Annotated in this window: 28 protein-coding genes; 15 read left to right on the top strand and 13 right to left on the bottom strand. The window is 74.5% G+C overall.

Annotated features, from left to right (window positions below; translation table 11 throughout):
• Positions 1–22: 22 nt before the first annotated feature.
• Positions 23–790 (top strand): type I methionyl aminopeptidase, encoded by a 768-nt coding sequence (gene map, locus ACZ6ZR_RS21600; protein ID WP_465644575.1) that lies wholly within the window; start codon positions 23–25, stop codon positions 788–790.
• 7 nt (positions 791–797) lie between these two features.
• On the opposite strand, the gene ACZ6ZR_RS21595 is transcribed toward map, so the two are convergent.
• Together ACZ6ZR_RS21595 and ACZ6ZR_RS21590 are read right to left on the bottom strand one after the other, a co-directional pair.
• Positions 798–1,742: an AEC family transporter gene (locus ACZ6ZR_RS21595; protein ID WP_465644573.1), complete on the bottom strand. Its 945-nt coding sequence runs from the start codon at positions 1,740–1,742 to the stop codon at positions 798–800.
• Between the two features lie 85 nt (positions 1,743–1,827).
• Positions 1,828–2,688: a PhzF family phenazine biosynthesis protein gene (locus ACZ6ZR_RS21590; RefSeq protein WP_465644571.1), complete on the bottom strand. Its 861-nt coding sequence runs from the start codon at positions 2,686–2,688 to the stop codon at positions 1,828–1,830.
• Between the two features lie 267 nt (positions 2,689–2,955).
• Between ACZ6ZR_RS21590 and ACZ6ZR_RS21585 the strand changes: the two genes are divergently transcribed.
• Entirely contained in the window at positions 2,956–3,156 is a 201-nt protein-coding gene (locus ACZ6ZR_RS21585; protein ID WP_465644569.1) for a hypothetical protein, read from the top strand.
• 103 nt (positions 3,157–3,259) lie between these two features.
• Positions 3,260–4,111, top strand: coding sequence for a hypothetical protein (locus ACZ6ZR_RS21580; RefSeq protein WP_465644567.1), 852 nt, complete (start codon positions 3,260–3,262; stop codon positions 4,109–4,111).
• Here ACZ6ZR_RS21580 and ACZ6ZR_RS21575 read toward each other — a convergent pair.
• Positions 4,081–4,305 (bottom strand): hypothetical protein, encoded by a 225-nt coding sequence (locus ACZ6ZR_RS21575; RefSeq protein WP_465644565.1) that lies wholly within the window; start codon positions 4,303–4,305, stop codon positions 4,081–4,083. The genes ACZ6ZR_RS21580 and ACZ6ZR_RS21575 overlap by 31 nt on opposite strands.
• Positions 4,306–4,371: 66 nt before the next feature.
• Here ACZ6ZR_RS21575 and ACZ6ZR_RS21570 point away from each other — a divergent pair, with 66 nt between their 5' ends.
• The gene (locus tag ACZ6ZR_RS21570; protein WP_465644563.1) at positions 4,372–4,866 is read left to right on the top strand and encodes a hypothetical protein; all 495 of its coding nucleotides are present in this window, start codon (positions 4,372–4,374) and stop codon (positions 4,864–4,866) included.
• Between the two features lie 20 nt (positions 4,867–4,886).
• Here the strand turns inward: ACZ6ZR_RS21570 and ACZ6ZR_RS21565 are convergent, their stop codons facing one another.
• The 3 genes from ACZ6ZR_RS21565 to ACZ6ZR_RS21555 form a co-directional block, all read right to left on the bottom strand.
• On the bottom strand, positions 4,887–5,477 hold the full coding sequence (locus ACZ6ZR_RS21565) for a hypothetical protein (RefSeq protein WP_465644561.1): 591 nt from the start codon (positions 5,475–5,477) through the stop codon (positions 4,887–4,889).
• Between the two features lie 84 nt (positions 5,478–5,561).
• Positions 5,562–6,347: a hypothetical protein gene (locus ACZ6ZR_RS21560; RefSeq protein ID WP_465644559.1), complete on the bottom strand. Its 786-nt coding sequence runs from the start codon at positions 6,345–6,347 to the stop codon at positions 5,562–5,564.
• 3 nt (positions 6,348–6,350) lie between these two features.
• A complete protein-coding gene (locus ACZ6ZR_RS21555) occupies positions 6,351–7,094 on the bottom strand; it encodes an ATP-binding cassette domain-containing protein (RefSeq protein ID WP_465644557.1) in 744 nt (247 codons plus the stop codon).
• Between the two features lie 200 nt (positions 7,095–7,294).
• Here ACZ6ZR_RS21555 and ACZ6ZR_RS21550 point away from each other — a divergent pair, with 200 nt between their 5' ends.
• Both ACZ6ZR_RS21550 and ACZ6ZR_RS21545 read left to right on the top strand, forming a co-directional pair.
• Positions 7,295–8,074 carry an NPP1 family protein gene (locus tag ACZ6ZR_RS21550; RefSeq protein WP_465644555.1) on the top strand — a complete coding sequence of 260 codons (780 nt, stop codon included), beginning with the start codon at positions 7,295–7,297 and terminating at the stop codon, positions 8,072–8,074.
• An 81-nt stretch (positions 8,075–8,155) separates the two neighbouring features.
• Entirely contained in the window at positions 8,156–8,542 is a 387-nt protein-coding gene (locus ACZ6ZR_RS21545) for a VOC family protein (protein ID WP_465644553.1), read from the top strand.
• A 136-nt stretch (positions 8,543–8,678) separates the two neighbouring features.
• On the opposite strand, the gene ACZ6ZR_RS21540 is transcribed toward ACZ6ZR_RS21545, so the two are convergent.
• Positions 8,679–10,106, bottom strand: a complete 1,428-nt coding sequence (locus ACZ6ZR_RS21540; protein ID WP_465644551.1) for an aminotransferase class V-fold PLP-dependent enzyme — start codon at positions 10,104–10,106, stop codon at positions 8,679–8,681.
• A 264-nt stretch (positions 10,107–10,370) separates the two neighbouring features.
• Entirely contained in the window at positions 10,371–11,654 is a 1,284-nt protein-coding gene (locus tag ACZ6ZR_RS21535; protein ID WP_465644549.1) for an ROK family protein, read from the bottom strand.
• Positions 11,655–11,680: 26 nt separating this feature from the next.
• Between ACZ6ZR_RS21535 and ACZ6ZR_RS21530 the strand changes: the two genes are divergently transcribed.
• Complete coding sequence (locus ACZ6ZR_RS21530; RefSeq protein ID WP_465644547.1) at positions 11,681–12,925, top strand: MFS transporter; 1,245 nt, start codon at positions 11,681–11,683, stop codon at positions 12,923–12,925.
• A 146-nt stretch (positions 12,926–13,071) separates the two neighbouring features.
• On the opposite strand, the gene ACZ6ZR_RS21525 is transcribed toward ACZ6ZR_RS21530, so the two are convergent.
• A complete protein-coding gene (locus tag ACZ6ZR_RS21525) occupies positions 13,072–13,608 on the bottom strand; it encodes a GNAT family N-acetyltransferase (RefSeq protein WP_465644545.1) in 537 nt (178 codons plus the stop codon).
• A gap of 35 nt (positions 13,609–13,643) precedes the next feature.
• Positions 13,644–14,501, bottom strand: coding sequence for an alpha/beta fold hydrolase (locus tag ACZ6ZR_RS21520; RefSeq protein WP_465644543.1), 858 nt, complete (start codon positions 14,499–14,501; stop codon positions 13,644–13,646).
• A 155-nt stretch (positions 14,502–14,656) separates the two neighbouring features.
• On the opposite strand from ACZ6ZR_RS21520, the gene ACZ6ZR_RS21515 reads away from it, so the two are divergent.
• Positions 14,657–15,226: a HutD/Ves family protein gene (locus tag ACZ6ZR_RS21515; protein WP_465644541.1), complete on the top strand. Its 570-nt coding sequence runs from the start codon at positions 14,657–14,659 to the stop codon at positions 15,224–15,226.
• On the opposite strand, the gene ACZ6ZR_RS21510 is transcribed toward ACZ6ZR_RS21515, so the two are convergent.
• Positions 15,210–16,433, bottom strand: coding sequence for an alpha/beta fold hydrolase (locus ACZ6ZR_RS21510; RefSeq protein ID WP_465644539.1), 1,224 nt, complete (start codon positions 16,431–16,433; stop codon positions 15,210–15,212). The genes ACZ6ZR_RS21515 and ACZ6ZR_RS21510 overlap by 17 nt on opposite strands.
• A gap of 115 nt (positions 16,434–16,548) precedes the next feature.
• On the opposite strand from ACZ6ZR_RS21510, the gene ACZ6ZR_RS21505 reads away from it, so the two are divergent.
• The 4 genes from ACZ6ZR_RS21505 to ACZ6ZR_RS21490 all read left to right on the top strand — a co-directional run bounded on the left by ACZ6ZR_RS21505 (position 16,549) and on the right by ACZ6ZR_RS21490 (position 20,009).
• Positions 16,549–17,145, top strand: coding sequence for a TetR-like C-terminal domain-containing protein (locus ACZ6ZR_RS21505; RefSeq protein ID WP_465644537.1), 597 nt, complete (start codon positions 16,549–16,551; stop codon positions 17,143–17,145).
• Between the two features lie 52 nt (positions 17,146–17,197).
• On the top strand, positions 17,198–18,142 hold the full coding sequence (locus tag ACZ6ZR_RS21500; protein ID WP_465644535.1) for a helix-turn-helix transcriptional regulator: 945 nt from the start codon (positions 17,198–17,200) through the stop codon (positions 18,140–18,142).
• A gap of 79 nt (positions 18,143–18,221) precedes the next feature.
• A complete protein-coding gene (locus tag ACZ6ZR_RS21495) occupies positions 18,222–19,124 on the top strand; it encodes a dioxygenase family protein (protein WP_465644533.1) in 903 nt (300 codons plus the stop codon).
• Between the two features lie 117 nt (positions 19,125–19,241).
• Positions 19,242–20,009, top strand: coding sequence for a class I SAM-dependent methyltransferase (locus ACZ6ZR_RS21490; RefSeq protein ID WP_465644531.1), 768 nt, complete (start codon positions 19,242–19,244; stop codon positions 20,007–20,009).
• A 7-nt stretch (positions 20,010–20,016) separates the two neighbouring features.
• Here the strand turns inward: ACZ6ZR_RS21490 and ACZ6ZR_RS21485 are convergent, their stop codons facing one another.
• A complete protein-coding gene (locus ACZ6ZR_RS21485) occupies positions 20,017–20,775 on the bottom strand; it encodes an acyltransferase (protein WP_465644529.1) in 759 nt (252 codons plus the stop codon).
• 199 nt (positions 20,776–20,974) lie between these two features.
• Here ACZ6ZR_RS21485 and ACZ6ZR_RS21480 point away from each other — a divergent pair, with 199 nt between their 5' ends.
• Positions 20,975–21,157 (top strand): hypothetical protein, encoded by a 183-nt coding sequence (locus ACZ6ZR_RS21480; RefSeq protein ID WP_465644527.1) that lies wholly within the window; start codon positions 20,975–20,977, stop codon positions 21,155–21,157.
• A gap of 80 nt (positions 21,158–21,237) precedes the next feature.
• Here ACZ6ZR_RS21480 and ACZ6ZR_RS21475 read toward each other — a convergent pair whose 3' ends face one another.
• Positions 21,238–22,017, bottom strand: coding sequence for a nucleotidyltransferase domain-containing protein (locus ACZ6ZR_RS21475; RefSeq protein ID WP_465644525.1), 780 nt, complete (start codon positions 22,015–22,017; stop codon positions 21,238–21,240).
• Between the two features lie 218 nt (positions 22,018–22,235).
• Here ACZ6ZR_RS21475 and ACZ6ZR_RS21470 point away from each other — a divergent pair, with 218 nt between their 5' ends.
• Together ACZ6ZR_RS21470 and ACZ6ZR_RS21465 are read left to right on the top strand one after the other, a co-directional pair.
• Complete coding sequence (locus tag ACZ6ZR_RS21470; protein WP_465644524.1) at positions 22,236–22,610, top strand: hypothetical protein; 375 nt, start codon at positions 22,236–22,238, stop codon at positions 22,608–22,610.
• Positions 22,611–22,956: 346 nt separating this feature from the next.
• Positions 22,957–23,649, top strand: coding sequence for a DUF2231 domain-containing protein (locus tag ACZ6ZR_RS21465; protein WP_465644523.1), 693 nt, complete (start codon positions 22,957–22,959; stop codon positions 23,647–23,649).
• Positions 23,650–23,659: the final 10 nt, after the last annotated feature.

Below are 23,659 nucleotides of genomic sequence, written 5' to 3'. Positions count from 1 at the left end.
ACAGCAGGGGAGAGGTACGTCCGTGGTCGAGATCAAGACCGACACCGCACTGGAGCTGATGCGCGAGGCCGGCCGGGTGGTGGCCAACGCCCTGGCCGCCGTCCAGGCCGCCGCCGCACCCGGCGTCAGCCTGCTGGAACTCGACGAGGCGGCCCGCGCCGTGCTCGACGCGGCCGGCGCCCGCTCGCCCTTCCTCGGCTACCGCCCGGCCTTCGCCCCCACCCCCTTCCCCGCCGTGATCTGCGCCTCCGTCAACGACGCCGTGGTGCACGGCGTCCCGACCGCCCACCGGCTGCGTGACGGCGACCTGGTCTCCATCGACTGCGGCGCCGAACTCGACGGCTGGAACGGCGACGCCGCCGTCAGCTTCACCGTCGGCACCCCGCGCCCCGCCGACCTCGCCCTGATCGCCACCGCCCGCGGCGCCCTGGAGGCCGGCATCGCCGCCGCCACCGTCGGCCACCGGCTCGGCGACATATCCCACGCCATCGGCACCGTCGCCCGCGAGGCCGGCTACGGCATGCCCACCGACTTCGGCGGCCACGGCATCGGCCGCCGCATGCACGAGGACCCCCACCTCCCCAACCGCGGCCGCCCCGGCCGGGGCATGCCCCTGCGGCACGGGCTCGTCCTCGCCATCGAGCCGATGCTGATGGCCGGCGGCCGCGACACCCACCGCACCGACCCCGACGGCTGGACCCTGCGCACCACCGACGGTACCCGCGCCGCCCACGTCGAACACACCGTCGCCGTCACCGAGGACGGCCCGCGCATCCTCACCCTGCCCTGACGGCCCGTCACCCCGCGGGCAGCGCCCAGGCCAGGACGGAGAGGGTGGCCATCGAGGTCAGGGTGGACCAGAGGACCGCGTCGCGGGCGAGCACCTTGCCGATCCCGTACTCGCGGGCGTAAGTGTAGACGTTCTGCGCGGTCGGGAGGGCGGAGAACAGGGCCACGGTGCGGAGCTGGCCGGCCGGGAGGTGGAGCAGCCAGTGGCCGACGGAGAAGGCGGCCAGCGGTTGGAAGACGGTCTTCAGGGCGACCAGCGTGCCGAGCTCGACGGGCCGGGTGCGGCCCTCGGCCGGGGGGCGGCCGTGCAGCGAGAGGCCGAGCGCGACCAGCGCGGTGGGGACGCCCGCACCGCCCAACAGCTCGCAGCTGCGGGCCAGTTCGGCCGGCAGCCGCCAGTGCAGGGCGGAGACCGCGGCGCCGAGACCGGCGGCCAGCAGGATCGGGTTGCGCAGCGGGACGGCGAGCAGCTCACGGACCCGGGCACCGGGCCGTCCCCTGCCCGTACCGCCCGGGTCTTCGTCGGAGTCCAGGATCATCAGCGCCACCGGCGTCACCACCAGCACCTGGAGCAGCACCACCGGGGCGACGAAGGTCGCGTCACCGAGCACCTGCATCGCCACCGGGATGCCGAGGTTGGCGGAGTTGACGTACCCGGCGGCCATCCCGCCCACCGTCCGCTCGCCCCGGCCGCGGCCGAAGACCACCGCCGCCAGCACGGCGCCGATCCCCATGGCCAGGGCCGTCCCGGCGGCGAAGGCCGGCACCGAGGCGTTGGCGAAGCGCTCCAGCGGGGTGCGGGCGATCATCGCGAACAGGGCGGCGGGCATGGCGACGTGGAAGACGAACCGGCCGAGCACCGTCTCCGCGTGCGGCCCGAGCAACCCGCGCCGGGCGACCAGGTAGCCGACGCCGGTGAGGGCCCAGATCGGGGTGAACGCGGAGAACAGCACGGGACCTCGCCGGTCGGAGGGTGGGCGGTGCTCCGGCAGTCAACCAAACCCACCCCCACCCCCGACCGGCGGGCCCTGCAGTGTGCTACTCCGCGTCCGGAATCCGGACCGCCGCGCCGGTGACCCGGATCCGCGAGTCCTCCGTGCCGAAGCCGACCCGGAGCAGGCCGGGGCGGCCCATGTCGTACCCCTGGTGGAGCGTCAGCTCCGCGTCCGGGGCCGTCTCGCCCAGCTCCCGCAGGTAGGCGCCGAAGGCGGCGGCCGCGGCACCGGTGGCCGCGTCCTCGACCACGCCGCCGATCGGGAACGGGTCCCGGACGTGGAAGACGGTCTTGGACTCGCGCCAGACCAGCTGGAGGGTGATCAGCTCGTGCTCCGTCATGTACCGGGCCAGACCGTCGAAGTCGTAGTCCAGCGCGGCCAGCCGCTCCCGGGAGGTCACCGCGATCACCAGGTGCCGCTCCCCGGCGTAGGCGATCCTCGGCGGCAGCGCCTCGTCGAGGTCGCCCCGGGCCCAGCCGAGCAGCGCCAGCGCCTCGTCCACCTCGGCGTCCTCCACCGGGAGCACGTGCGGCTCGACGCTGGTCAGCGTCGCGACCAGCCCGTCCGGGCCGGCCGCCACCGAGACCGGCACCGGGCCGACCTGGGTGTGCAGCACCACCTCACCGGGGCCGATCCGCTCGGCCAGCGCGACCGCCGTCGCCACCGTGGCGTGGCCGCAGAAGGCCACCTCCGCCAGCGGGCTGAAGTACCGGACCCGGTACTCCCGCTCCGCCTCGGCGGGGAGCAGGAAGGCGGTCTCCGAGTACCCGAGCCGGGCCGCTACGGCCAGCTGCGTCTCGTCGTCCAGGCCGGTGGCGTCGAGCACCACGCCGGCCGGGTTCCCCCCGGCCGGGGTGGTGGTGAAGGCGCTGTAGCGGAGCACCTCGGGTGCGTTATCGATCATGACGGTCCCAACGCCCGCCACCGGGGCGGTGTTCCCGCAGGGCTCACGGCCCGTCAGGTGCGGCGCCCCCGTACGTCCCCGTCCCGCTTGACCGGGTTCGGAGGCTTACGAAGGCTCCCGTTGACCCTGTCGTCATCTCGGCCGGACAACGGAGCACGGCCGACACCCGCCCGCAAACGGAGCGTCATGACGGTCGGTCAGGCTGGGCGCAGACACCAGGAACGCAGACACCGGGAACACCGGCCCGCCCCGAAGGGAACCACCACCATGAGCGACCTCACCCTGCTCGCCGCCGCCCTCACCGACCTCTACTACGCCGGCGGCCCCGCCCGCGACAACGGCTCCGGCGCCCCGGTCCGGGTGCCCGGCCACGAGGCCGACCGGCTGGCCGCGCTCCCCCGCGCCGAGCGCCGCTTCCGCTTCTCCGCGCGCCGTCCCGTCCTCGACACCGTTCTCCGCCGCGCCTGACGACGGCCCGCACCCCCGCGGTGTTCCGCGGGCGCACCATCACTGGCAGGATCGGCCCCGGGGGCGCGCGAAAGCCGCGCGGCCGCCGACCGGGGGTACCGCGATGACCACCGACACACCGTCCGAACCGCCCGCCGCGCCACCGGCCGACCGGCTCCGCGCCGAACTGCTGGCCGTCGCCGCCACGCTGGCCGCCGGCCGCCCGCCCGTGGTGGTCCGCGCGTGGGCCGACACCCTGGAGCTGCACGACGAACCGGTGGGCCACCGCTACTTCGCCCTGGTCGCGGTCGAACGCGGACCGGGCACCGGCGGGTTCGACGAGGTGACGACCGCCTTCACGGCGGCCGGCTGGACCGCTCACCGCTGGGCCGGCTACACCGAGGGGACGGACTGGGCCACCGCGAAGCGGGACGGCCTGGAGGTGACGGCCCATCAGGGCCGGGGCGCGGACGTGATCACCCTCTCCGCGCACACTCCGGTGGTCTTCGTCCCCGGCCGCGAGAGCCTGCGCCAGCCCCTGCACACCCTGAGCACCGGCTCCGGGGTGCTCTGCTCCGACTGCCAGGGCTGGGGCATCTGCCTGATCTGCGAGGGCACCGGCCGCCACCACACCCCCGGCCGGCTCAGCTACGGCCGCTGCGTCTGCTGGGGCGGCCAGGCCGGACCGGGCCGCTGCGTCGACTGCGCGGGCCAGGGCCGGATCACCTCCGCCGCCCCGTCCTCCTGGCGCCGGCCGACCCCCGAACCCCCCGCCCCGACCCCTCCACCCGCCGAACCGGCACCCGCCTCCGCCCTCGACGCCCTCTCCGAGGCGGCCGGACGCCCGTGCACCTGCGGCGAGCTCTCCTGTCACTGGCAACTGGCCCGCAACCGCACCGAGTTGCGCGTCTCCGGCCCCTGCCAGTCCTGCGCCCGCCCGCGCAGCTACTCCTTCCCGCTCCCCGCGACCCCCTGACGCCGCCGCCCACGACGACGCCCCTGCCGCACCTCCAGCAACAACCCGACCACAGCCACCAGCAGCACTCCCCCGGCCAGCGCACTCCACACCGCCGACCCCCCGTCCTGCTGCTGCCGCACGGCGGTGGCCAGCAACAGCCCCCCGCACAGCACCCCGACGACCGCCACCACCATGTTCACCCGGTAGATCATCGCGCCATCATCGACCACCGCCCCTCCCCACCGTCACCCGCCCCCTCTCCCTACCGGACTCACCTCGTGGACCACCTCATCGCCCTCGACCCCACCGGCCGGATGACCCCCACCGACCGCCCCGCCCTGGAACGCCACGTGGCAGCCCTGATCGCCGCCGGGCCCACCGAGGCCCGCGAACTCCGCCAGGCGGGCGTCGGCCTCCTGGTCCTCGGCGAACTGCCGCGCGCCGTCCACCTCTTGGAGCGAGCGCTCACCCTGGCCGAGGGCCCGACCCGGGTCGCCGTCCGGATCAACCTCGGCGACGCCCACCGCTACGGCGGCGCCCTCGGCACGGCCGAGCCGTACTACCGGGAAGCCCTCCGCCTGGCCCGCGCCGACCACCCGTCCCTGGTCCACTTCTGCCTCCAACACCTCGGCAAACAGCGCACCGACCAGGGCCGCCTCCCCGAGACCCGCTCCCTCCTCCACGAGGCCCTGACCCTGCGCCAACTCCTGGGCAACGCCGCCCTGGTGACGGCCACCGAGACAGCCCTACGGCTCACGGCCCCACCCGGCTGAGCTGCTCCACCGCAGGACCGTCAGTCGGCCTTGCGGACGCCGACACGGTGCCACGGCGGCAGAGTAGTGGCGAGGGCGCCACCGACGAGCAGGACGAGTGCCTGCGTGCCCGCGGTCACCGAGGAGGGTTCGTGCAGTGGCCACGCCCAGCTGCTCGGGCGGTTGTGTGTCAGTCCGAAGGAGGCGCAGGCGAACGGGAGCACGGCGACGGCCGCGGAGGCGAGGTGTGCCCCCAGCAGGTACCGCAGGAGGAGGGCTGCTCCCAGGTAGCCGGCGAAGTCGCGGGCCATGGCGGTGGTGGCCGTGCCACCTCCCACGAGCGAGGCCGCTGCCGCGACCAGAGCGGCGCCCGTGACGGCGGCGGCCATCAGCGCGGCGTCCCATCGGCCGACCGCTCGGACCGCCACCTGCTCCAGCTCCCGACGGGCCCGCTCCTGGCCCTGGAGGATCAGGCAGACGGGCAGTACGGGAAGCACCGCGGGCAGCGGAAGGTCGAAGGTCAGTCCTCCGACCACCACCGGGATCGGCACCGTGACCGAGTCGGCGGCCATGCCCAGGCCGGTGCAGACGAGCAGGCCGAGGACCACGGCCGGAACGTACCGGACCCGCATCCACCAGATCATCCTGCGGCCCCCGCGCCGACCGACGCCGACGCCGACCGTGTGAACTGCCCTACCTCCAACGCGGGTTCGACGTCACAGCGACCGAGCGCCGCCACATTCCGCTGGAACCAGGCGAGTTGGTCCGCTTGCGGAAGCGCCGTGACCTGACGGACGGGACCGATCACCCCCTGCCCGAAGCACGAGGACCGCGGTGTACCGGAGGTACCCGCTCAGCCGTACCCAGAGCCAGCCCGCCGCCACCAGCCCAAGGCCGGCCAGCACGACCGACCCCACCGCCCGGAGGGACGGCACCTCATCAAGCGCGCAACACTCCGTCAGATTGCGCCCGTTGAGCTGCCGGACCCAGAAGGTGTCCAAGGTCGCCGGGTAGGCCATCCACACGAAGCCGGCGATCAGCGCCACCGGAACCGCGAGCATCCGGGGCAGCACGAGCCCCAGCGCGTACCCGACCACGGCGTGGCCGAGGACGACCAGCAGCTCCGTGGCGAGGATGACCGCGGTGGACCACCCGGGGAGACCGTCCGCCTGCGGGGCCAGGAGGACCAGCGCCAGCAGCACCGCCCCGGCCCCCATCGCCAGTACCAGGGCCAGCGAGGACAGGGCGACCGTGGTGACCGATCGGGCCGGCGCCGTGTCCAGCACTCCCGAGCGGCGGACCTTGAGTGCCTCCCAGGCGCCGCAGGCGGCAACGGCCGGTGCGGTGAAGTTCAGCAGGAACGTGCTCTGCGCCGTCACCGACGGCCAGTAGCCGTCGGTGATCCAGCCGGTCACGTCGCCGCTGTACAGCGCGATCCACAGGTACAGGACGGGCGCGCAGCGGAGCGCCGCGGAGGTTCGGAGCAGTGTGCGCCAGGGCATCGGTCATACCTCCCCGACGACGATGCCGGCGTAGGCTGACTCGGCCCGGCGTTCGGCCGGCGCTCCGGCCGGCGCGAGGGCGAGGAAGGAGCCGATCGGGCCCTGGTGGCGGACCTCGCCGCGGTCCAGCAGGACGACTTCGTCGTAGATCTCCGCCAGGTCCTCGGTCTGATGGGTCGACACCACGAAGGAGGTGAGGCCGCGCAGTTCGGCCATCAGTTCGCGGAAGACGCCGCGTTGGACCGGATCGAGGCCGGCGGTCGGCTCGTCCAGCAGGACCAACTCGGCTTCGTGGACCAGGGTCTGGGCGATTCCCAGCCGTCGTAACTGGCCGCCGGACAGCTCCGAGCTGCGACGTTCGGCCAAGGAGACCAGCCCGACCCGGTCGAGCGCGCGGGCCGACCTCTCCCAAGCCTCCGTACGGGAAAGGCCCTTGAGCCACCCGGCGTAGGCGGCCTGCTCACGGACACGCAACCCGGGGACGGGCCGCACCTGCTGGGGCAGCCAGCCGACCCGCCGCCGGTACTCCTTGAGATCCTTGGCCCGGCCGGTGTCCAGACCGCCGAAGCAGACCCGGCCCGCCGAAGGCGTGAGCGCAGAGGCGACCAGTCCCAACAGGGTCGACTTCCCCGCCCCGTTGGGCCCCAGCAGCACAGTGCACCCCGCCCCGAACCGCAGACTCAGTCCTGACAGGACCTCGGGTCCCCTCCGGTATCCGAAGGAACAATCACGTACTTCAGCAGGCATGACCACCGATCCGCTTCGTAGTCGAAAGGATTCGGGTCCGATCATGCACCATCCGCACGGCCCTCAATGTGCGCTCCGCACAAGCCGGATGACGAGGGCCCGGACGCCGAGATTCGCCGGCCGGTCCTCCGGACTTCACCCGCGGAGGGCTCCGGGGCCCTACGCTCCTGCGACAGTGTCCACGACAAGAGGAGCACCGCATGGCTCACCGCACCGCCCGGCGCACCGGCACCCTCCTCGGCGCCGTCGTCCTCCTCCTCGGGCTGCCCGCCGCCACCGCGCGCGCCGAGTCGCTTCCCAACTTGCCGCAGCGGGCCGGTGGTTACGAGGCCACCTTCTCGCCCGCGTACGACTACGACACCGACGGGTGCTACGCCGTCGCGGCCATCGCGCCGGACGGCACGCTCAACCCCGGTCTCAAGACCAGCGGTGCGGTGAACGGGAGTTGCCACGACCAGTCCGACCTGGACCGGTCGCAGACCTACGCCCGCTCGAAGTGCAGCAACGGCTGGTGCGCGATCGTGTACGCCAGCTATTTCGAGAAGGACCAGACGGTGAGCGGGTGTTGCGGCCACCGTCACGACTGGGAGCACGTGGTCTCCTGGGTGAACCAGGCCTCGAACCAGGTCGAGTACCTGACGGTGACCCAGCACAGCGGCCAGTCCACCTACCCGCGCTCGGCCGTCCGCTTCGAGGGCACCCATCCCAAGGTGGTCTACCACAAGGACGGCCTGCCGGCCCTGACCCACCTGTTCCGCCTCGCCAACGCCAACGACGAGCCGCCGGAGAACCACTACCACTCCTGGCGGCAGCCCCCGATCGTGGACTGGAACGGCTGGCCCGGCACCGAGCTGCGCGAGCGCCTCAACAACGCCGACTTCGGCGCGGCCACCATCAAGACGACCGACAAGGACGACCGCTTCCGGAGCCTGCTCAACGCCTCGAAGCCCTCCGGCATCCCGTTCGACCCCTGGGCCTGACCTGCGCGGGTGGGTCTGATTCTGCTTAGGATCCACTGACGGGACGTCAAGTCGGCGGCCCGCCACGAGACGGGGGCTGTCATGCGTGTGAAGGGTTTCGACCACCTGGTGCTGAACGTCGGGGACGTGGAGCGTTCGCTCGCGTTCTACACCGGGACGCTCGGCCTGGAGCCGGTGCGGGTGGAGGAGTGGCGGGCCGGCAAGGTGCCCTTCCCGTCCGTACGGGTCTCCGAGGGGACGATCATCGACCTGTTCGCCCGCCAGCGCGAGGCGTCCAACGTGGACCACTTCTGTCTGGTGGTCGACCCGCTGGACTGGCGGGAGGTGATCGACTCCGGCGCCCTCGACGTCGTCGACGGCCCGGACGGCCGCTACGGCGCCCGGGGTGACGCCCAGTCGGTCTACCTCGAGGACCCGGACGGCAACACCGTCGAGCTGCGCTGGTACCCGCAGGACGTCGAGGCGTAGCCCGGACGCGGCGCAGCCGTGGCGGCCCGGTGCGGGCGGTGGTCTGCCGAATCCCGGCGGACCACCGCCCCACCGCTCCCGCCCGAGAGGACCCCGCCGTGCCCTCCGCTCCCCTGGCCCCCGGCCGCGGCCGCGTTCAGCAGCCGGTACGCGGATCGGTCGGGTCCGCGGGCTGACGGTCCACCAGGTCCTGGCAGACCGTCAGCAACCGGTCGACGTCCGCCGCGCCGGTGGCCGCCCCGACCGAGGCCCGGACGGCGCCCTGGGCGCGGACCGGGAGCAGTCGCAGGTAGTCGTCCACGTCGGCCGGGCTCGCGTCGGCCAGCGCGGTGCGGACCAGCTCCGGTGTCAGGTCGTTCTCCTGCTCGGCCACCCCGGGGTTGCAGAAGCACCCGGTGCGGATGCTCACCCCGGCGGCGGAGGCGGCCCGCTGGCAGAGCCGCTCGTCCATCCCGGTGCCGTCGGGCCGCAGCAGGTTGAAGGTGACCGTGGGGCCCCGGGCCCCGGTATCCGCGGGCCCGACCAGGTGGACGGCCGGGGCGCCGTCCGGGTGCCGGAGCCCGGCCAGGCCGTCGAGCAGACGCGCGGTCAGGCGGCCGGTGTGCGCGCGCAGCGCCGGGTAACCGAGGGCGGTGTGCCAGCGGGCGGCGGCGGTGACGTCGGGGAGGGAGAGGAAGGCCAGCGTGCCGTCCTCCAGCCCCTCGGGCGCCGGGGCGGGCAGGTGCCAGTCGGTGTGCGAGGAGGAGGCGAGCACGGTGCCCCCGGCGAACCACGGCCGCCGCAGCTCGGCCAGCGCCTCCCGACGGGCGATCAGGCAGCCGACGCCGCTGGGGTAGCCGGTGATCTTGTACCAGGAGAGCGCCACGTAGTCGGCGGGCACGGTGGCCAGGTCGAGCGGGCCGGTCGGCAGGTAGGCGGCCGCGTCCAGCAGCACCTGCCAGCCGCTCGCCCGGACCAGCTCCACCCACTCCAGCGGGTGCCGCACCCCGGTCGCGTTCGACTGCGCGGGGAAGGCGAACAGCCCGGGCCCGCCGTCCCGCTCCGCCCTGGCGAGGCCGTCGAGCAGGTCGGCGGTGCTGGTCCGCAGCTGCGGACCGGGCGCGACCACGGTGACCGGCGCCCCGGGCGGGTGGGCGTAACGGCGGATCCCCAGCACCGAGTTGTGGTCGTCGCCGAGCATCAGCAGCCCGCGTCCGGGCCCGAACGGGTAGGCCTCCGCGACCAGCCGCACCGCCCCGGTGGCGTTCGGTGTGAAGACCACCACGTACTCCTCGGCCGGGGCCCCGCAGAACTCCAGCACCGCCCGCCGCGCCTCCTCCGCCAGCCGGGTGGAGAGGCCGGACGAGGGGCTGGCGGAGTGCGGGTTGCCGTACACCGCCGAGGCCAGCCGCTCGGCGTGGCCGCGCACCAGCGAGAGCGGCGGCAGCGCGGCACCGGTGTAGTCGAGGTACGCCTGCCCGGAGGCGTCCAGGTACGGGAACTCCTCCGCGCGCAACGCCGCGAAGTCCCGCTCGCCCCCGCTCGTACCCCCGTTGGAACTCGAACCCCCGTTGGAGCCGGCCATGGCCACTACTCCCTGCCGCATCCCCGCCCCGGAGTGCCACCATCGGCCGGACCTCCGGGTCACCTGGCTGGTGTGCTGCCATCCTCCGGCCGATACCGCACCCCTGCCACTCCAGCGGCCGGGGCTCCCCAACCTCCTACTCCGAAAGGGGACTTCGAGGCAGGAGCAGTTGCCGCAGCCCGGCCGCCGCAACCCGCCTTCGACTACGGTCAGCAGCCCGAAGCGCTCGTCCTCGATCACGCGCCGCTCCCCCGCGCGGTGAGCCTAGGCAGCACCCACCGGCAGGACGGACTGGGGGTCGTGCAGGTACGGCGCCCAGGCCAGTTCGGCCGCGCCGACCAGCCCGGCGTGGGCGACCTCGGCCGGGACGATCGGGACGCGGCCGCTGCGGCCCCAGAGGCAGCGCTCGGCGACCACCGAGGCGAGCCGTTCGGGGGCGGCGGCGAGCAGGTCGAGGTGGAGGCCGCTGAGCACGATGCGGTCGGGGTTGAGGATGTTGACCAGCCCGGCCAGGCCGAGGCCGAGGCGGTCGACCACGTGGTGGACGGCGGTGAGCGCCGATGGGTCGGCGGCGAGTGCGCGGGCCTGGGCCAGCAGTGGCCGGCCGGGGTCGGGGGTGCGGCCGGCGGCGGCGAACAGGGCCTCGGGGTCGGTCTCGGAGTTGAGGCAGCCCTGGTTGCCGCAGAGGCAGCGGCGGCCCTGCGGATCGACCGTCAGATGGCCGACCTCCAGGGCGAGTCCGGCGCTCCCGGTGTGCAGCCGGCCGTCGATCACCAGCGCCCCGCCGACGCCCCGGTGCCCGGAGCTGACCAGCAGGACGTGCCGGGCGCCCCGCCCGGCGCCGTGCCGGTGTTCGGCGAGCGCGGCCAGGTTGGCGTCGTTGGCCACGGCACTGGGGAAGGGGCTGAGTGCGCGCGGCCCGTGGTCGGCCTTGCGGATCTCCTCGGCGTACAGGTCGGCCACGGGGGTGCCGCTCGGCCAGGCGAACTGGAGCGCGGCCAGCGCGGTGCCGTCAGGTTCGGTGACGGGGTTGGGCAGCGCGAGGGCGGCCCCGAGGCAGCGCCGGGAGGAGGCCCGGGCCAGCGCGGCCCCGGCCTCGGCGACGGCGCGCAGCAGCCGGACCGGGTCGGTGGCGGTGGGCAGCGGCACATGGAGAGGCGTCTCCAATTGCCCGCCGAGCCCGGCCAGCGCCACGCTGATGCCGTCCGCGTGCAGCTGAGCCGCCGTCACCACCGGGCCGGCCGGGTCGATGGAGAGCCGGTGCGACGGGCGGCCGCGGCCGCCCCCGGCGGGGCTGGAGTCGACGGTGATCAGCCCGAGCGCCTCCAACTCGGCGCTGACCGCACCGGCGGTGGCCCTGGTCACCTCCAGCGCCCCGGTGAGCACGGACCGGGTCGGCGCCCGCCCGGTGTGCACCAGCGCGAGCGCGGGCCCGAGCAAGGTACGCCCACGGTCGGGCGCGGGCCGGCGCTCCGGCCGGCGCTCCGGCTGGCGCTCGGTCGGGCGGCGGCGGCCCGTACTGCCGGGCGGATTCGAGCTTGAAGGCATGTGCGGCACTCGTCTATTGTGCTTTTGTGCCGCTACTGAACAAAACACACGCCCGTTCCGCAGCCCACCTCCACCCGAACGGCCCCGTCCGCCCCCGCCTCCGCCTCCCCTCCTGGCCCGCCGCCCGCACCGCGCTGACCGCGTTCTTCGCCGTCGACGGCTTCCTGTTCGCCTCCTGGGTGGTCCGCATCCCGGACGTCCGGGCCCAGGTCAACGCCTCGCACAGTGACCTCGGGCTGGCCCTGCTCTGCATCTCCGCCGGGGCGGTGGCCACCATGGCGCTGGTCGGACGGCTCTGCGTGCGGTACGGCAGCCGGCCGGTGACGGTCGCCTCGCTGGCCCTGCTCAGCCTGGCCGTGGTGCTCCCCGCCCACACCTCCTCGGTCACCGTGCTCGGCGCTGTCCTGCTGCTCTTCGGCGCCGGCTACGGCGCGGCGAACGTCGCGATGAACAGCGCCGCCGTCGACCTGGTCGAGGAGCTCCGACGGCCCGTCATGCCGAGCTTCCACGCGGGCTACAGCCTCGGCGGCCTGCTCGGCGCGGCGGCCGGCGGCCTGCTCTCCGGCGCACTCTCCACCGCGTGGGCCCTGGCCCTCGGCGGAGCGCTCGGACTGCTCGTCACCGCCGTCGCCGGGGCAGTCCTGCTGCGCGCCCCGCAGCCCACCCCGAGCCCCGCCCCGGTACCTTCACCCGACCGTCCGCACGCCCCTCGGCCGGCCACCCGCCACACCCGCCTGCTGGTCGTACTGCTCGGGGTCACCGCGCTCTTCACCGCCTACGGCGAGGGCGCACTCGCGGACTGGGCCACCCTGCACCTGACCGACGACGTCAAGGTCGGCGCGGGAGCGGCCGCCACCGGCTACGCGGCCTTCGCCTTCGCGATGACGGCCGGCCGGCTCGGCGGCACCTGGCTGGCCGTCAGGCTCGGACAGACCCGGGTGGTCCTGGCCGGCGGCCTCACCGCCTGCCTCGGAATGCTGGTCGCGGCCTTCGCCCCGACCCTGACCGTCGCCCTGGCCGGGTTCGTCCTGGTCGGCCTCGGACTGGCGAACGTCTTCCCGCTGGCCATCGCCCAGGCCGGAGCCATCGGCGGCCCGCAGGGCGTGGCCACCGCCTCCACCCTCGGCTACGCGGGCATGCTGGTCGGCCCCCCGGTGATCGGCTTCCTCGCCGACGCCACCAGTCTCCCCCTCGCCCTCACCACCGTAGCCGCAGCCGCCGCACTCGCCGGAGCCCTCGCCCTCGCAACCCGCTCCCGCCCCACCCCCTGACGACCCGTCGGCAACGACGCGGCGAGGCTCCGGCGACACGTGACTCCGCCGCGCGGGCACGGGTCGGCTCACCCGCAACCGGGCGTACGTCGGCCAGTTGCAGGTGTCGCCGTCCCCCTGCGGGGCTTGCGCGGCGCAGCCGCTCGCTACCCGACGGCGGTGCGGCTGATCCGGAAGGACTCCAGCTCGATGCCGTACCAGCGGGTGGTGCGTCCCTGCGCGGTCATGCCGAGGCGGCGGCAGACGGCCGCTGACGGTTCGTTGCCAGGGTGGAGCACGGCGTGGATCTCGCTCAGGCCGTCCGTGAAGCCCTTGGCCAGGGCGCCGCGGGCGGCCTCGGTGGCGAAGCCGTGGCCCCAGCTGTCGGGGTGAAGGTGCCAGCCGACCTCCACCTCACCGCCGGCCTCGCCGTCGGCGCCGGGCAGCGGGACCAGCAGGACGGAGCCGGCCACCACCCCGGTGTCCCGCCGTTCCAGCGCCCAGACGCCGTACCGGGGGTCGGCCGAGCGGGCCCGGGAGCGTTCGAGGAAGGCCTCGGCGTCCGCCCGTCCCTCCCAGGCCCGCGGGGTGCTGCCGAGCCAACGGGCCACCTCCCACTGCGAGTAGATGTCGAGGGCCCGCTCCAGATCGCCCTCGCCCCACTGCCGCACGACCAACCGCTCGGTCTCGAAGACCACCGTCACCGTCGCCACCTCTCACCGCCGGAATCCGTTCGGCGTCATGCTGCCCGAACCAGGCTCCGGTCCGCCCGCGCATTCCCGGTCTGCCCGGCCGCCGCGAGGAAACCCTCCACCAATGCGACGAACTCGTCCTCCCGCTCGAAGAAGAGCACGTGCCCGGCGTCCAGCTCGGCGTACTCCACGGAGGCGGCCGACGGCAGCGCGGCCGCCAGCGCCCGGCTGTGCGCGACCGGGACGGTGGCGTCGTGGGTGCCGCCGATCACCAGGGCCGGGGCGGTGATCCGGGGCAGCAGGGAGCGGATGTCAATGGACAGGTCGAGGTCGACGTGGCGCAGGGTGCCGGGGGTGGGCGGCAGGTTGGGGACCAGCTGCTCGACCTGGTCGCGGCCGATCGCCTTGAGGAAGCCGCGGCTGAAGCCGGTCATGGTGACGTGGCGGCCGAAGGCGTCGGACTCCGGGAGCAGGCGGCCGACGGTGCGCCAGACGGTGAAGAGGTTACGCAGGTGCTCGTCGCCCTCGGTGTGCGCCCAACCGGCCACCAGGACAAGGCGGTTGACCAGGTCGGGCCGCAGGGCGGCGACGGCGGCGGAGACCGGGGCGCCCATCGAGAAGCCCAGCAGGTCCACCGGGCCGCGCCCGGCGTGCTCGATCACGGCGATCACCTGGGCGGCCAGGCCCTCGACGGTGAGCGGGCCGCCCGCGTCGGTGGTGCGGTCGGTGCCGGAGAGGTCGGGGGTCAGGACGGTGCGGGTGGCGGCGAAGCGCGGGGCGGTGCGGCCCCAGGTCACGGCGGCTCCGGCGGAGCCGGTGCCGTGCACCAGGAGCAGCGGGACGCCGGGGGCGGTGCCGGTGACGTCGTACTGGACCTGGGCATCGGCGACGGGGACGACGGGCATGGTGACGGCTCCTCATGGGGTGTTCTCCTGCTGACGGGAGAGACTCTGCCGGGCCGCCGGGGCCGGGAGGAGAGCAGCGCTTACCCTGGGACCGGCGGTCCCAGGCTCCGTGCGGGGGCGGCCGGCACCGGCACCAGAGGCAGTGAGGCGAGCAGATGACGACGGTTCAGGTTCAGGCGCTCCCGGCCGGGCAGCGCGCCGCCGCCCCCTGGCTGAACGGCGGCGGCATCACCCGGGAGGTGGCCGGGCACCCGGCCGGGGCGGGGCTCGCGGACTTCCACTGGCGGGTCAGCCTGGCGGACGTGGCGCAGGGCGGCCCGTTCTCCCGCTTCGAGCAGGTGGACCGGGTGATCACGGTGGTCGAGGGCGCCGGGATGGCGCTCACCGTGGACGGCACCGAGCACCGGATCGACCGGCCGTACCGGCCGTTCGCCTTCTCCGGCGACGCCGCGACCGACTGCGTGCTGCTGGACGGCCCGGTGGTGGACTTCAACGTGATGACCCGTCGGGGCAAGGCCACCGCGGAGGTGGAGATCGCCGACTTCCAGCGGGACCTGACCGTCCCGCCGGGCGCCTCGGTGCTGCTGGTCTGCCTCGCCGGCACCGCCGAACTCGGCTCCGCCGACCTCGCCCTGGAGCGCTACGACGCGGCCCTGCTGACCGGCGCGGGCGAGGACCAGCTGCGGGTGGACGGCGTGGTCGCGGTGGTCACCCTGCGGTCCTGAGAGGTTCCCCGGCCGGCAGTGCGGTCTCCAGCCAGTCGAAGGTGATCTGCTGGACGCGGGCCATCGCCCCCATGTGGCAGTGCTCGCCCGCCCCGTCCCGCTCCCGCAGCGTGACCAGGGTGTGCGGGCAGGTCAGCGCGTCGGCGACCAGCTGGGGCTGCCCGCGGAAGAACTGGTCGTCCTCGGCGTCCAGCACCAGGGTCGGACAGGCGATGAGCCCGGCGGCACCCTCCAGGGTGTACGCCGCGGTGCGGCGGACGTAGTCGCAGGGCGAGGAGGCGCCGAAGGTCCACATCCCGTTCCGCATCGCCCAGTTGACCTGGGTGCTGGTCCGCATCACCAGGTCCAGCACCGGCCCGGCGACGTCGTCCCGGCCGGCCGTCACCCACTCTGCCAGGAACGGCGGCATCCCGGCCAGGTGCGGCGCCTGGTAGTCGTACAGGCCGTCGTCGAGCACCAGCGCGGCGATCCGGTGCTCGTACGCGGCGGCCCGGGCCGCCAGGTACCCGCCGAGGCTGTAGCCGAGCAGGACCAGCCGGTCGGGGTCGATCTCGGGACGGGTCAGCGCGTGGTCGACCACCGGGGTGACCACCGCCTCCCAGTCGGGCCTGAAGACCAGGCCCTGGAGGCGCAGCGCGGCGCCCTGCCCGGGGCCGTCGAAGGCGAGCACGTTGTAGCCGCGGCGCAGGGCGGCGGCCGCGACCACGAAGTACGACTCCTCCAGGGTGGAGTCGAAACCGCTGTTGAAGAGGATCGTAGGCCGCGGGGCACCCGAGTCGTCCACCAGGAACAGGTAGCCCGGCAGGGTGGTCCCCTCGTAGGGGACGGTGACCGCCTCGACCGGACGGTCCATCAGATCGGCCGCGGCCGCGAAGGTCTCCCGGGCGAGCGCGGAGAGCCGCTGCGCCTCGGGGTCGTGGGCGGGGTCGTCACGCCGGAAGAACTCGGCGGTGCGGTAGTAGTTCGACGCGCGCAGCAGGGCCTCGCGCGCGCTGACCCGGACCCCGGCCTCCAGCGCCCGGCGGCCGATCGCGTGCACCCGGTCGGCGGTCGCGCTCCACTCGCGCAGCCAGGCCTCCTCGTCGCCCTCCGGGATCCGGCCGGCGGTGGCCACCACCTCGCCCAGGTCGGCGCCGCCGTCGTTGGCGAACCCGGCCGCCCGGAGGGTCTCGAAGGAGAACGACTCGTTCTCGAACAGGAACTTCATGGTGCTCACACCTCCGCAATCGTCGAGACGGAACGGTTCCGTCTCGACTACGACTCCGACGGTACGCCCGCTCCGGTCGAGACGCAACCGTTCCGTCTCGGATAGGATCGCGGCCATGGCAGGCACCCCCACCCCCCGTCCGTCCGGCGGCCCGGTACTCCAGGACTCCGTCACGGCCGCGATCACCGAGGCCTTCTTCGCCGAACTGGCCGCGACCGGCTACGCCCGGCTCTCCCTGGAGGCGGTGGCCAAGCGGGCCGGCGCGGGCAAGGCGGCCATCTACCGGCGCTGGTCCTCCAAGCAGGAGATGACCCTCGCCCTGCTCGCCGACCTGGTCACGGCCACCCCCGAGCCGATCGACACCGGCACCCTGCGCGGGGACCTGCGGGCCTTCCTGGCCGAGACCGCCGAGGGCCTGGACGACCCGCTGATCTCCCGGATCCTCCCCGACCTGGTCGCCGAGGGCGGCCGCAACGAGGAGTTGGGGCAGGCCCTGCTGGGCGCCGTCCGCGACCCGCGCCGCGCCCGCGCCACCCGGATGCTGGACCGCGCCGTCGACCGGGGCGAACTACCGGCCGGCCTCGATCCCACGGTCGCCCTCGACCTGCTGGCCGGACCGCTCTACTGGCACCTCGCGATCGTCCGCGCCCCCGCCACGCCCGAGTACCTCGACCGGCTGACCGCCGCGCTGCACGCCGCCCTCCAGGCCTGAAGGGCACCCTCTGGTCTGGACCACCACCGGCTCCCGGCGGCAGACTCCACGGATGAGCGTCGAGTTCCCCGTCCACCGGTTACAGGTGCCCGAACCGCAGGTGCTGCCGTTCGCCATCGGCTCGTTCGACACCATCGGCGAGCTGTCCAGGGCCGACTTCCCGCACCGGCACACCTTCTACGAGATCGTCCACGTCACCGGCGGCAGCGGCACCCACGTGGTGGACCTGGCGCACTGGCCGCTGGAGCCGCCCCAGCTCTACGTGGTGGCCCCGGGCCAGCTGCACCACTGGGAGGCGGCGGACGGCCTGACCGGCCAAGTGCTGCTGTTCGACGAGGACTTCCTGCTCTCCCACCCCGAGGACGTCACCGCGCTGCGCACCCTGGCCACCCGTCCCTGGCGGGACCTCGGACCGGCAGCGGCCGAAGTGGCCGCCCTGTTCCGGGCGTTGGACCGCGAGTACCGCACCCTGGCGGAGGGCTACCCCGGGATGCTCCGCTCGTACCTACACATCCTGGTGGTCCGCTCGCTGCGCGCCGTCCGCGCCGCCGCCCCGGACGGCGGGTCCGCCGCTCCCGGCCGGGCAGCCGAACTGGCCGCCGCCTTCGGCAGGTTGATCGCCGAACCGGGCCGTTCGGTGGCCGACTGCGCCCGTGAGCTGGGCGTCTCCCCCGGCCATCTGCACGAGCTGGTGAAGCAGGCCACCGGCCGCACACCCGGCCGGCTGATCCGCCAGCGGCAGACCATGAAGGCCAAACTACTGCTGGCCCGCACCTCCCTGACGGTCCGTCAAGTTGCCAGGGAGAGCGGCTTCGAGGACCCGGCGTACTTCTGCCGCTTCTTCCGGCGGGAGACCGGGATGAGCCCCGGCGAGTTCCGCGGCCGGGCCGCGGAACCGGGCGGCTGGTCCGCCGAGCGAGGCGCCGAGCACGGCGGCGGAGAAATTCACCACGATCCCCGGTTGCCGTCCATCGCGAGCCTCCCCGACGGCCCGTAGGTTCACAGCTGCCCGCCCGTCGGCTGTCATGACCGCGCCCCCACAGCGGTCATGCCCCCACACCGGAGGTACCACCGCCATGTCCGCACCGCACGACCCCGAGCAGCCGGAGACCGCGACCGATCCCGGCCAACGGCGGTTCAGCCGCAAGACCATGCTCAAGGGCCTCGCCGTGGCCGGCGCGGCGCCGCTGCTGATCGGCACCGGCCGCGCCCTGGCCCGCGACCAGCGGGGCACCGGCGCCGACCTGGAGGCCACGCCCTTCTGCGACGACCACGACGACCCGACCGTCCCGCAGACCGAGGGCCCGTACTTCAAGCCCAACTCCCCGCTGCGCAGCTCGCTGATCACCGACGGCACCCCGGGCACCCGGCTCACCGTCAGCGGCTACGTCTTCGGCTCGGCCTGCCTGCCGATCACCGGCGCCCTGCTGGACTTCTGGCAGGCCGACGTGAACGGCGCCTACGACAACACCGGCTTCACCTTCCGCGGCCACCAGTTCACCAACGCCCAGGGCGCGTTCAGCCTCACCACGATCGTGCCCGGCCTCTACCCGGGGCGCACCCGCCACATCCACGTCAAGGTGCAGGCCCCGAACCGGCCGATCCTCACCACCCAGCTGTACTTCCCCAACGAGCCGCGCAACAGCACCGACACCATCTTCGACGCCCGGCTGCTGATGAACGTCCGTCAGATCGGCTCGGCGAAGGAGGGCACGTACGACTTCGTGCTGAACGTGCCGCAGACCCCGTCCCCCTCGCCGTCGCCGTCCTCGCCCGGCACGCCGAGCCCCTCCCCCAGCCCCAGCCCGAGCTCCAGTCCGAGCCCGACCGGTGGCACCACCACCTGGAAGGCCGGCGCGAGCTACAAGGCGGGGGACGTGGTGACCTACAACGGCGTCAGCTACCGCTGCGTCCAGGCCCACACCGCGTACGCGGGCTGGGAGCCGCCGAACGTGCCGGCGCTCTGGCAGCGCCTCTGACCGAGGCCCCTCCCGGCTCCACCTCCCCCGGTACCCGGGGCCGAACAGAGGGGACCCCGGGCGGACCGGCGGCGAATTCGTTTGCCGCCGGTCCGTTTCACACGCGATGATCCCGATATGTCACGCACTTTCGAGGACCTCGTCGCCGAGGCCGAGTCCGTCTCCGTCGACGGCTGGGACTTCTCCTGGCTGGACGGCCGCGCCACCGAGCAGCGTCCGTCCTGGGGGTACCAGCACACGCTCCGGACCCGGCTGGCCCGGCCGGAGGTGCGGGCCGCGCTGGACCTGCAGACCGGGGGCGGCGAAGTCCTGGCCGGGGCCGGTCCGTTCCCCCCGCTGATGGTGGCCACCGAGTCCTGGCCGCCGAACGTCGCCAAGGCCACCGCCCTGCTGCACCCGCTCGGCGTCGCGGTGGTGGCCGACCAGGACCGGCCGCCGCTGCCCTTCGCGGACGCCGCCTTCGACCTGGTGACCAGCCGTCACCCGGTGCGCCCCTGGTGGGAGGAGATCCACCGGGTGCTCCGCCCGGGCGGCAGCTACCTCGCCCAGCACGTCGGCCCGGCCAGCGTCTTCGAGCTGGTGGAGTACTTCCTCGGGCCGCTCCCGGAGGAGGTGCACCGGGCCCGCCACCCCGAGGACGAGGCCGAGCAGGCCACGGCGGCCGGGCTGGAGGTGGTGGAGCTGCGGCCGGAGCGGCTGCGCACCGAGTTCCTGGACGTCGGCGCGGTGGTCTACTTCCTGCGCAAGGTGGTCTGGATGGTGCCGGGCTTCACCGTGGAGAAGTACCGCGACCGGCTGCGCGAGCTGCACGAGCGGATCCAGGCCGACGGCCCGTTCGTCGCCCACTCGGCCCGCTTCCTGATCGAGGCCCGCCGCCCGTCCTGACGACCACTCAGCCCGGCTGCTCCCCCGGCAGCCGCAGGTCCCAGCCGATCAGCGCCCGCAGCTGCTCGGCGGTGACCCCCTCCGGGACCGCCGCCGGCGGCTCGTGCCGCAGCGGCGGCTGCCAACCGTCCAGCTCGGACCAGCTGCGCACCACCTTGGCCGGCGCCCCGGCCACCACCGCGTGGTCGGGCACCTCGCCGTTGACCACCGAACCGGCCGCCACCACCACGTTGCGCCCCAGCCGGGCACCCGGCAGGATCACCGCCCCGGTGCCGATCCACGAGCCGGCGCCGATCTCCACCGGCGCGTTGCGCGGCCACTGCTTGCCGATCGGCAGCCCGGTGTCGTGGTACGAGTGGGCGGTGTCGGTGATGTAGACGTACGGGCCGGTCCACACGTCGTCCCCGAGGGTGATCGACTCGTGACCGACGACGTGGCTGCCCCGGCCGATCACGCAGCCCCCGCCGATCCGCACGATCGGCTCCGGCCCGAGGTCGAGACCGGGCAGGAAACCCGCCGAGATGGTGACCCGCTCGCCGATGATCGAGAACGGGCCGATGGTGATCCACTGCTCGTTGAAGACCGCCCCGAGCGGAAAGGCCAGCTTGGTCCCGTCCCCCAACTCCCGGAAGCGGTACGGCCCCGGGCTCTGGTTCGAGACCGCGCCGAGCCTCTGCACCAGCCCCCAGCCCCGGTGCACCAGCCGCCCGGCGGCGCGGCGGCCTCGGTCGCGGGCGGCGGCGAGCAGTGAGCTGGAGTTCGACATGGGCCCCACGCTATCGGTCCGCTCCACCGCCGGGCAGGGCGGAGGGATCAAGGTCACACCAGGTCAGGGCCGGGAGGAGTGCCACGCCGGCCCGCTCCCCGGTGCGACGGGCGACGGCTGACCGCCGAGGGGGTGGACACAGCGCGTCCGGGCGAGGAGCGGCCCGGTGGCGGTGCGGGTGCGCCGCAAGGTGGTGGTCATGAGATCCGTTCGCAGCGCGACCGTCTGGTGCACGGCAGCCCTGCTGGCAGCAGCACCTCTCCTCGGCGCCGGCCCGGCCGGAGCCCGGCCGCGGGCCACCGGTGACCTCAAGCTCACCCTGGTGGCCCGGGTCTGCGCGAGCTACGACGATGTGACGGCCAACCGCCGCCGCACTCGCTGACCGCCGGCGCGAAGGGGCCCGAGGGGATCAACTCCCCTCGGGCCCCTGGTGTTTGTGGTGCCGAGATGGCTGACCGTCCGTCAGGGCCGGGGCGCCTTCGTCCCGTGCACGGCGGTGTACTCGGCGGCCAGCCACGGGCCGAGCTCCTCGGTGACCAGCCGTCGGACCGACTCGTCGGGAGCCGGGTCCAGCGCGGCCAGCGCCACGGCGCGCAGCTGCTCGGCGCGCTCGGGGTAGTACGCCCCGGCGATCTCGGCCGAGCGCAGCAGGTCACTGGTCCAGCCGTCCCAGCGCGGCATGACCAGGGTGAAGGCGCTCCTGACGGTCACCCGGCAGATGCCGCGCACCGTCCCCTGGCCGGCCCGCCAGCGGGCCAGGTGGAGCGGGTAGTCACCGTTGGTCTCCCGGGCGAGCAGCGAGCTCGGCCGGTACCGGGGCAGCCCGGCCGCCAGGTCGGGGCCGATCAGCGGGGTGCAGAGGCAGGCCAGGAACCAGCCGAGGTCGTACCGCTCCAGGTCGCTGAGCAGGGTGGCGGTGTCGAAGAGCAGGATGCCGACGCCGTCCACCTCCGGGTGGGCGGCGTCCAGCCGCGCGGCCAGCCGGTCCGCGTCGGCACGGTCGGCCTCGGTGGGCGGGCGGTGCAGGGCGAGCAGCAGGTCGAGGTCGGAGCGGCCGGGGCGGGCGGTGCCGCGCGGAACGGAGCCGTAGAGGTAGGCGCTGTGCAGACGGTCCGGCCCGTAGGCGGACTCGACGGCGGCCCGGGCCGCCGCCACCAGCGCGGCGAATCCGGGCTGCACCCGGTCGAGCGAGCCCTCCCTGACGAAGTGTCCACCGGCGTCCAGGCCCTTGTCGTTCTCCATCCGCGCCACGCTACCCGCCCCGGCCCGACGGCTCGTCACGGTTTTCCGGGGGCACACCCACCGGGTGCGGCGCGGGACGGCGGGCGGACGGTTCGTGCGCCGCGCTTCCGGTTCGCCCTCAGGTGGGGTTTGGCTCAACTCCCCATCGGTGCGCGGCCGATGGCTCTGGTGGTGCGAGTCCGAACCGATCGGGCTCGCCGCTCGGAAGGGGATCAGAGATGCTGCGGAACAAGCGAGCGCTCGGGGCGGGTCTGCTGGCGGTGGCGCTGACCGTCGGGATGGGCATGGCCGCGCAGGCGGGCGCCGAGGACCGGGCGGCCGGCGCGGAGCGGACGGCCGGGTCGGTCCGGGCCGTGGACGGCCTCCAGCTGGTGACGTTGCCGAACGCCAACGTGCCCAACTTCCAGCGCCGGACGGTGTTCTGCCCGTCCGGCAAGCGGGCCCTCGGCGGCGGGGCCGAGGCCCGGGGCAACGAGGCCATCCTGGCCGGCAGCTTCCCGACCGACGACGGCCGGGGCTGGATCGGCATCGGGCGCCAGGGCAACAGCGGCTCGGTCGGCATCAGCGTCTTCGTGATCTGCGCCAACGGCTGACGCCTGGCCCCGGCCCGACGCCGGGCGGGACGGCTCCCGGGCCGCTCCGCCCGCGCGGTCGCGGATCGGCATGCGCCCCGCCCCCGCAGGCGTAGCCATCTCCGCACCGGGTAGCCGTCGGGGCCCTGGGGAGTAGGGGCTGCGGTGAGTGCCGCGTACCGGCCGACGCCGCCCGACCGTCCGGACCGACCGCACGCCGCGGCATCCACCACACCCCCTCCGCCACCCGGCCGAGTAGCCCGGGCACCAGCGGCCGCAGGCGCGTCGGCCTTCGCGACTTCGGCCGGGCGTGCGATTTCGGCCGGGCGGGCGGTTTCGGCCGGGCCGGGCGGGTCAGACGCGGGGTATGGACACCGTGACCACCGCCCCCACCTCCCCGCTGCCCGGTTGGCTGGACACCCCGGCCGGCTGGAGCGCCCTCGACCCGGTCGCCGACCGGATCAAGCAGCTGGTGGACGGGCTGCCGCTGGGACCGGCCCGCGGCCTGCTGCGCGGCGAGTGGCTGGGCCACCCGCTCCACCCGGCCCTCGTCCAACTCCCGCTCGGCTGCTGGCTGTCGGCGAGCGTGCTGGACCTCACCGGGGGCTCCCCGGCCGCGGCCCGCCGCCTCACCGCCCTCGGCCTGGCCGGAGTACCGCCCGCCCTCTGGGCGGGCTGGCTGGACTGGGCCGCCCTCGACCGCGAGCGCCGCCGCACTGGCCTGCTGCACGCCGCCTCGGCCGTCACCGCCAGCCTGCTGGAGCTCCGCTCCCTCCAGGCCCGCCGCCACGGCCGGCACCTGGCCGGCATCGGCTACGGGCTGGCCGGCAACGGCGTGATCGCCCTGGTCGGCGCACTCGGCGGCCACCTGGCACACCGTCAAGCCGACCCGCACGTTCCCGAACCGCCCGCACACCAGGACGTCGAGACCCCCGAGACCCCCGAGGCCCGGATGACCGACGAGGGCGCCCCGCCCCCGCCGCACGAGGACCTCAAGACCCGCCACGACGGCCCCGAGTACGCCGCCCCCGACCCGGCCCGCCACACCCACGGCGCCTGACGCGCCACCG

The organism is Kitasatospora sp. NPDC088742 (assembly GCF_055584905.1).
Note: the sequence above shows the minus strand (reverse complement) of the source record. Positions and strands in the feature narration are given on the sequence as shown.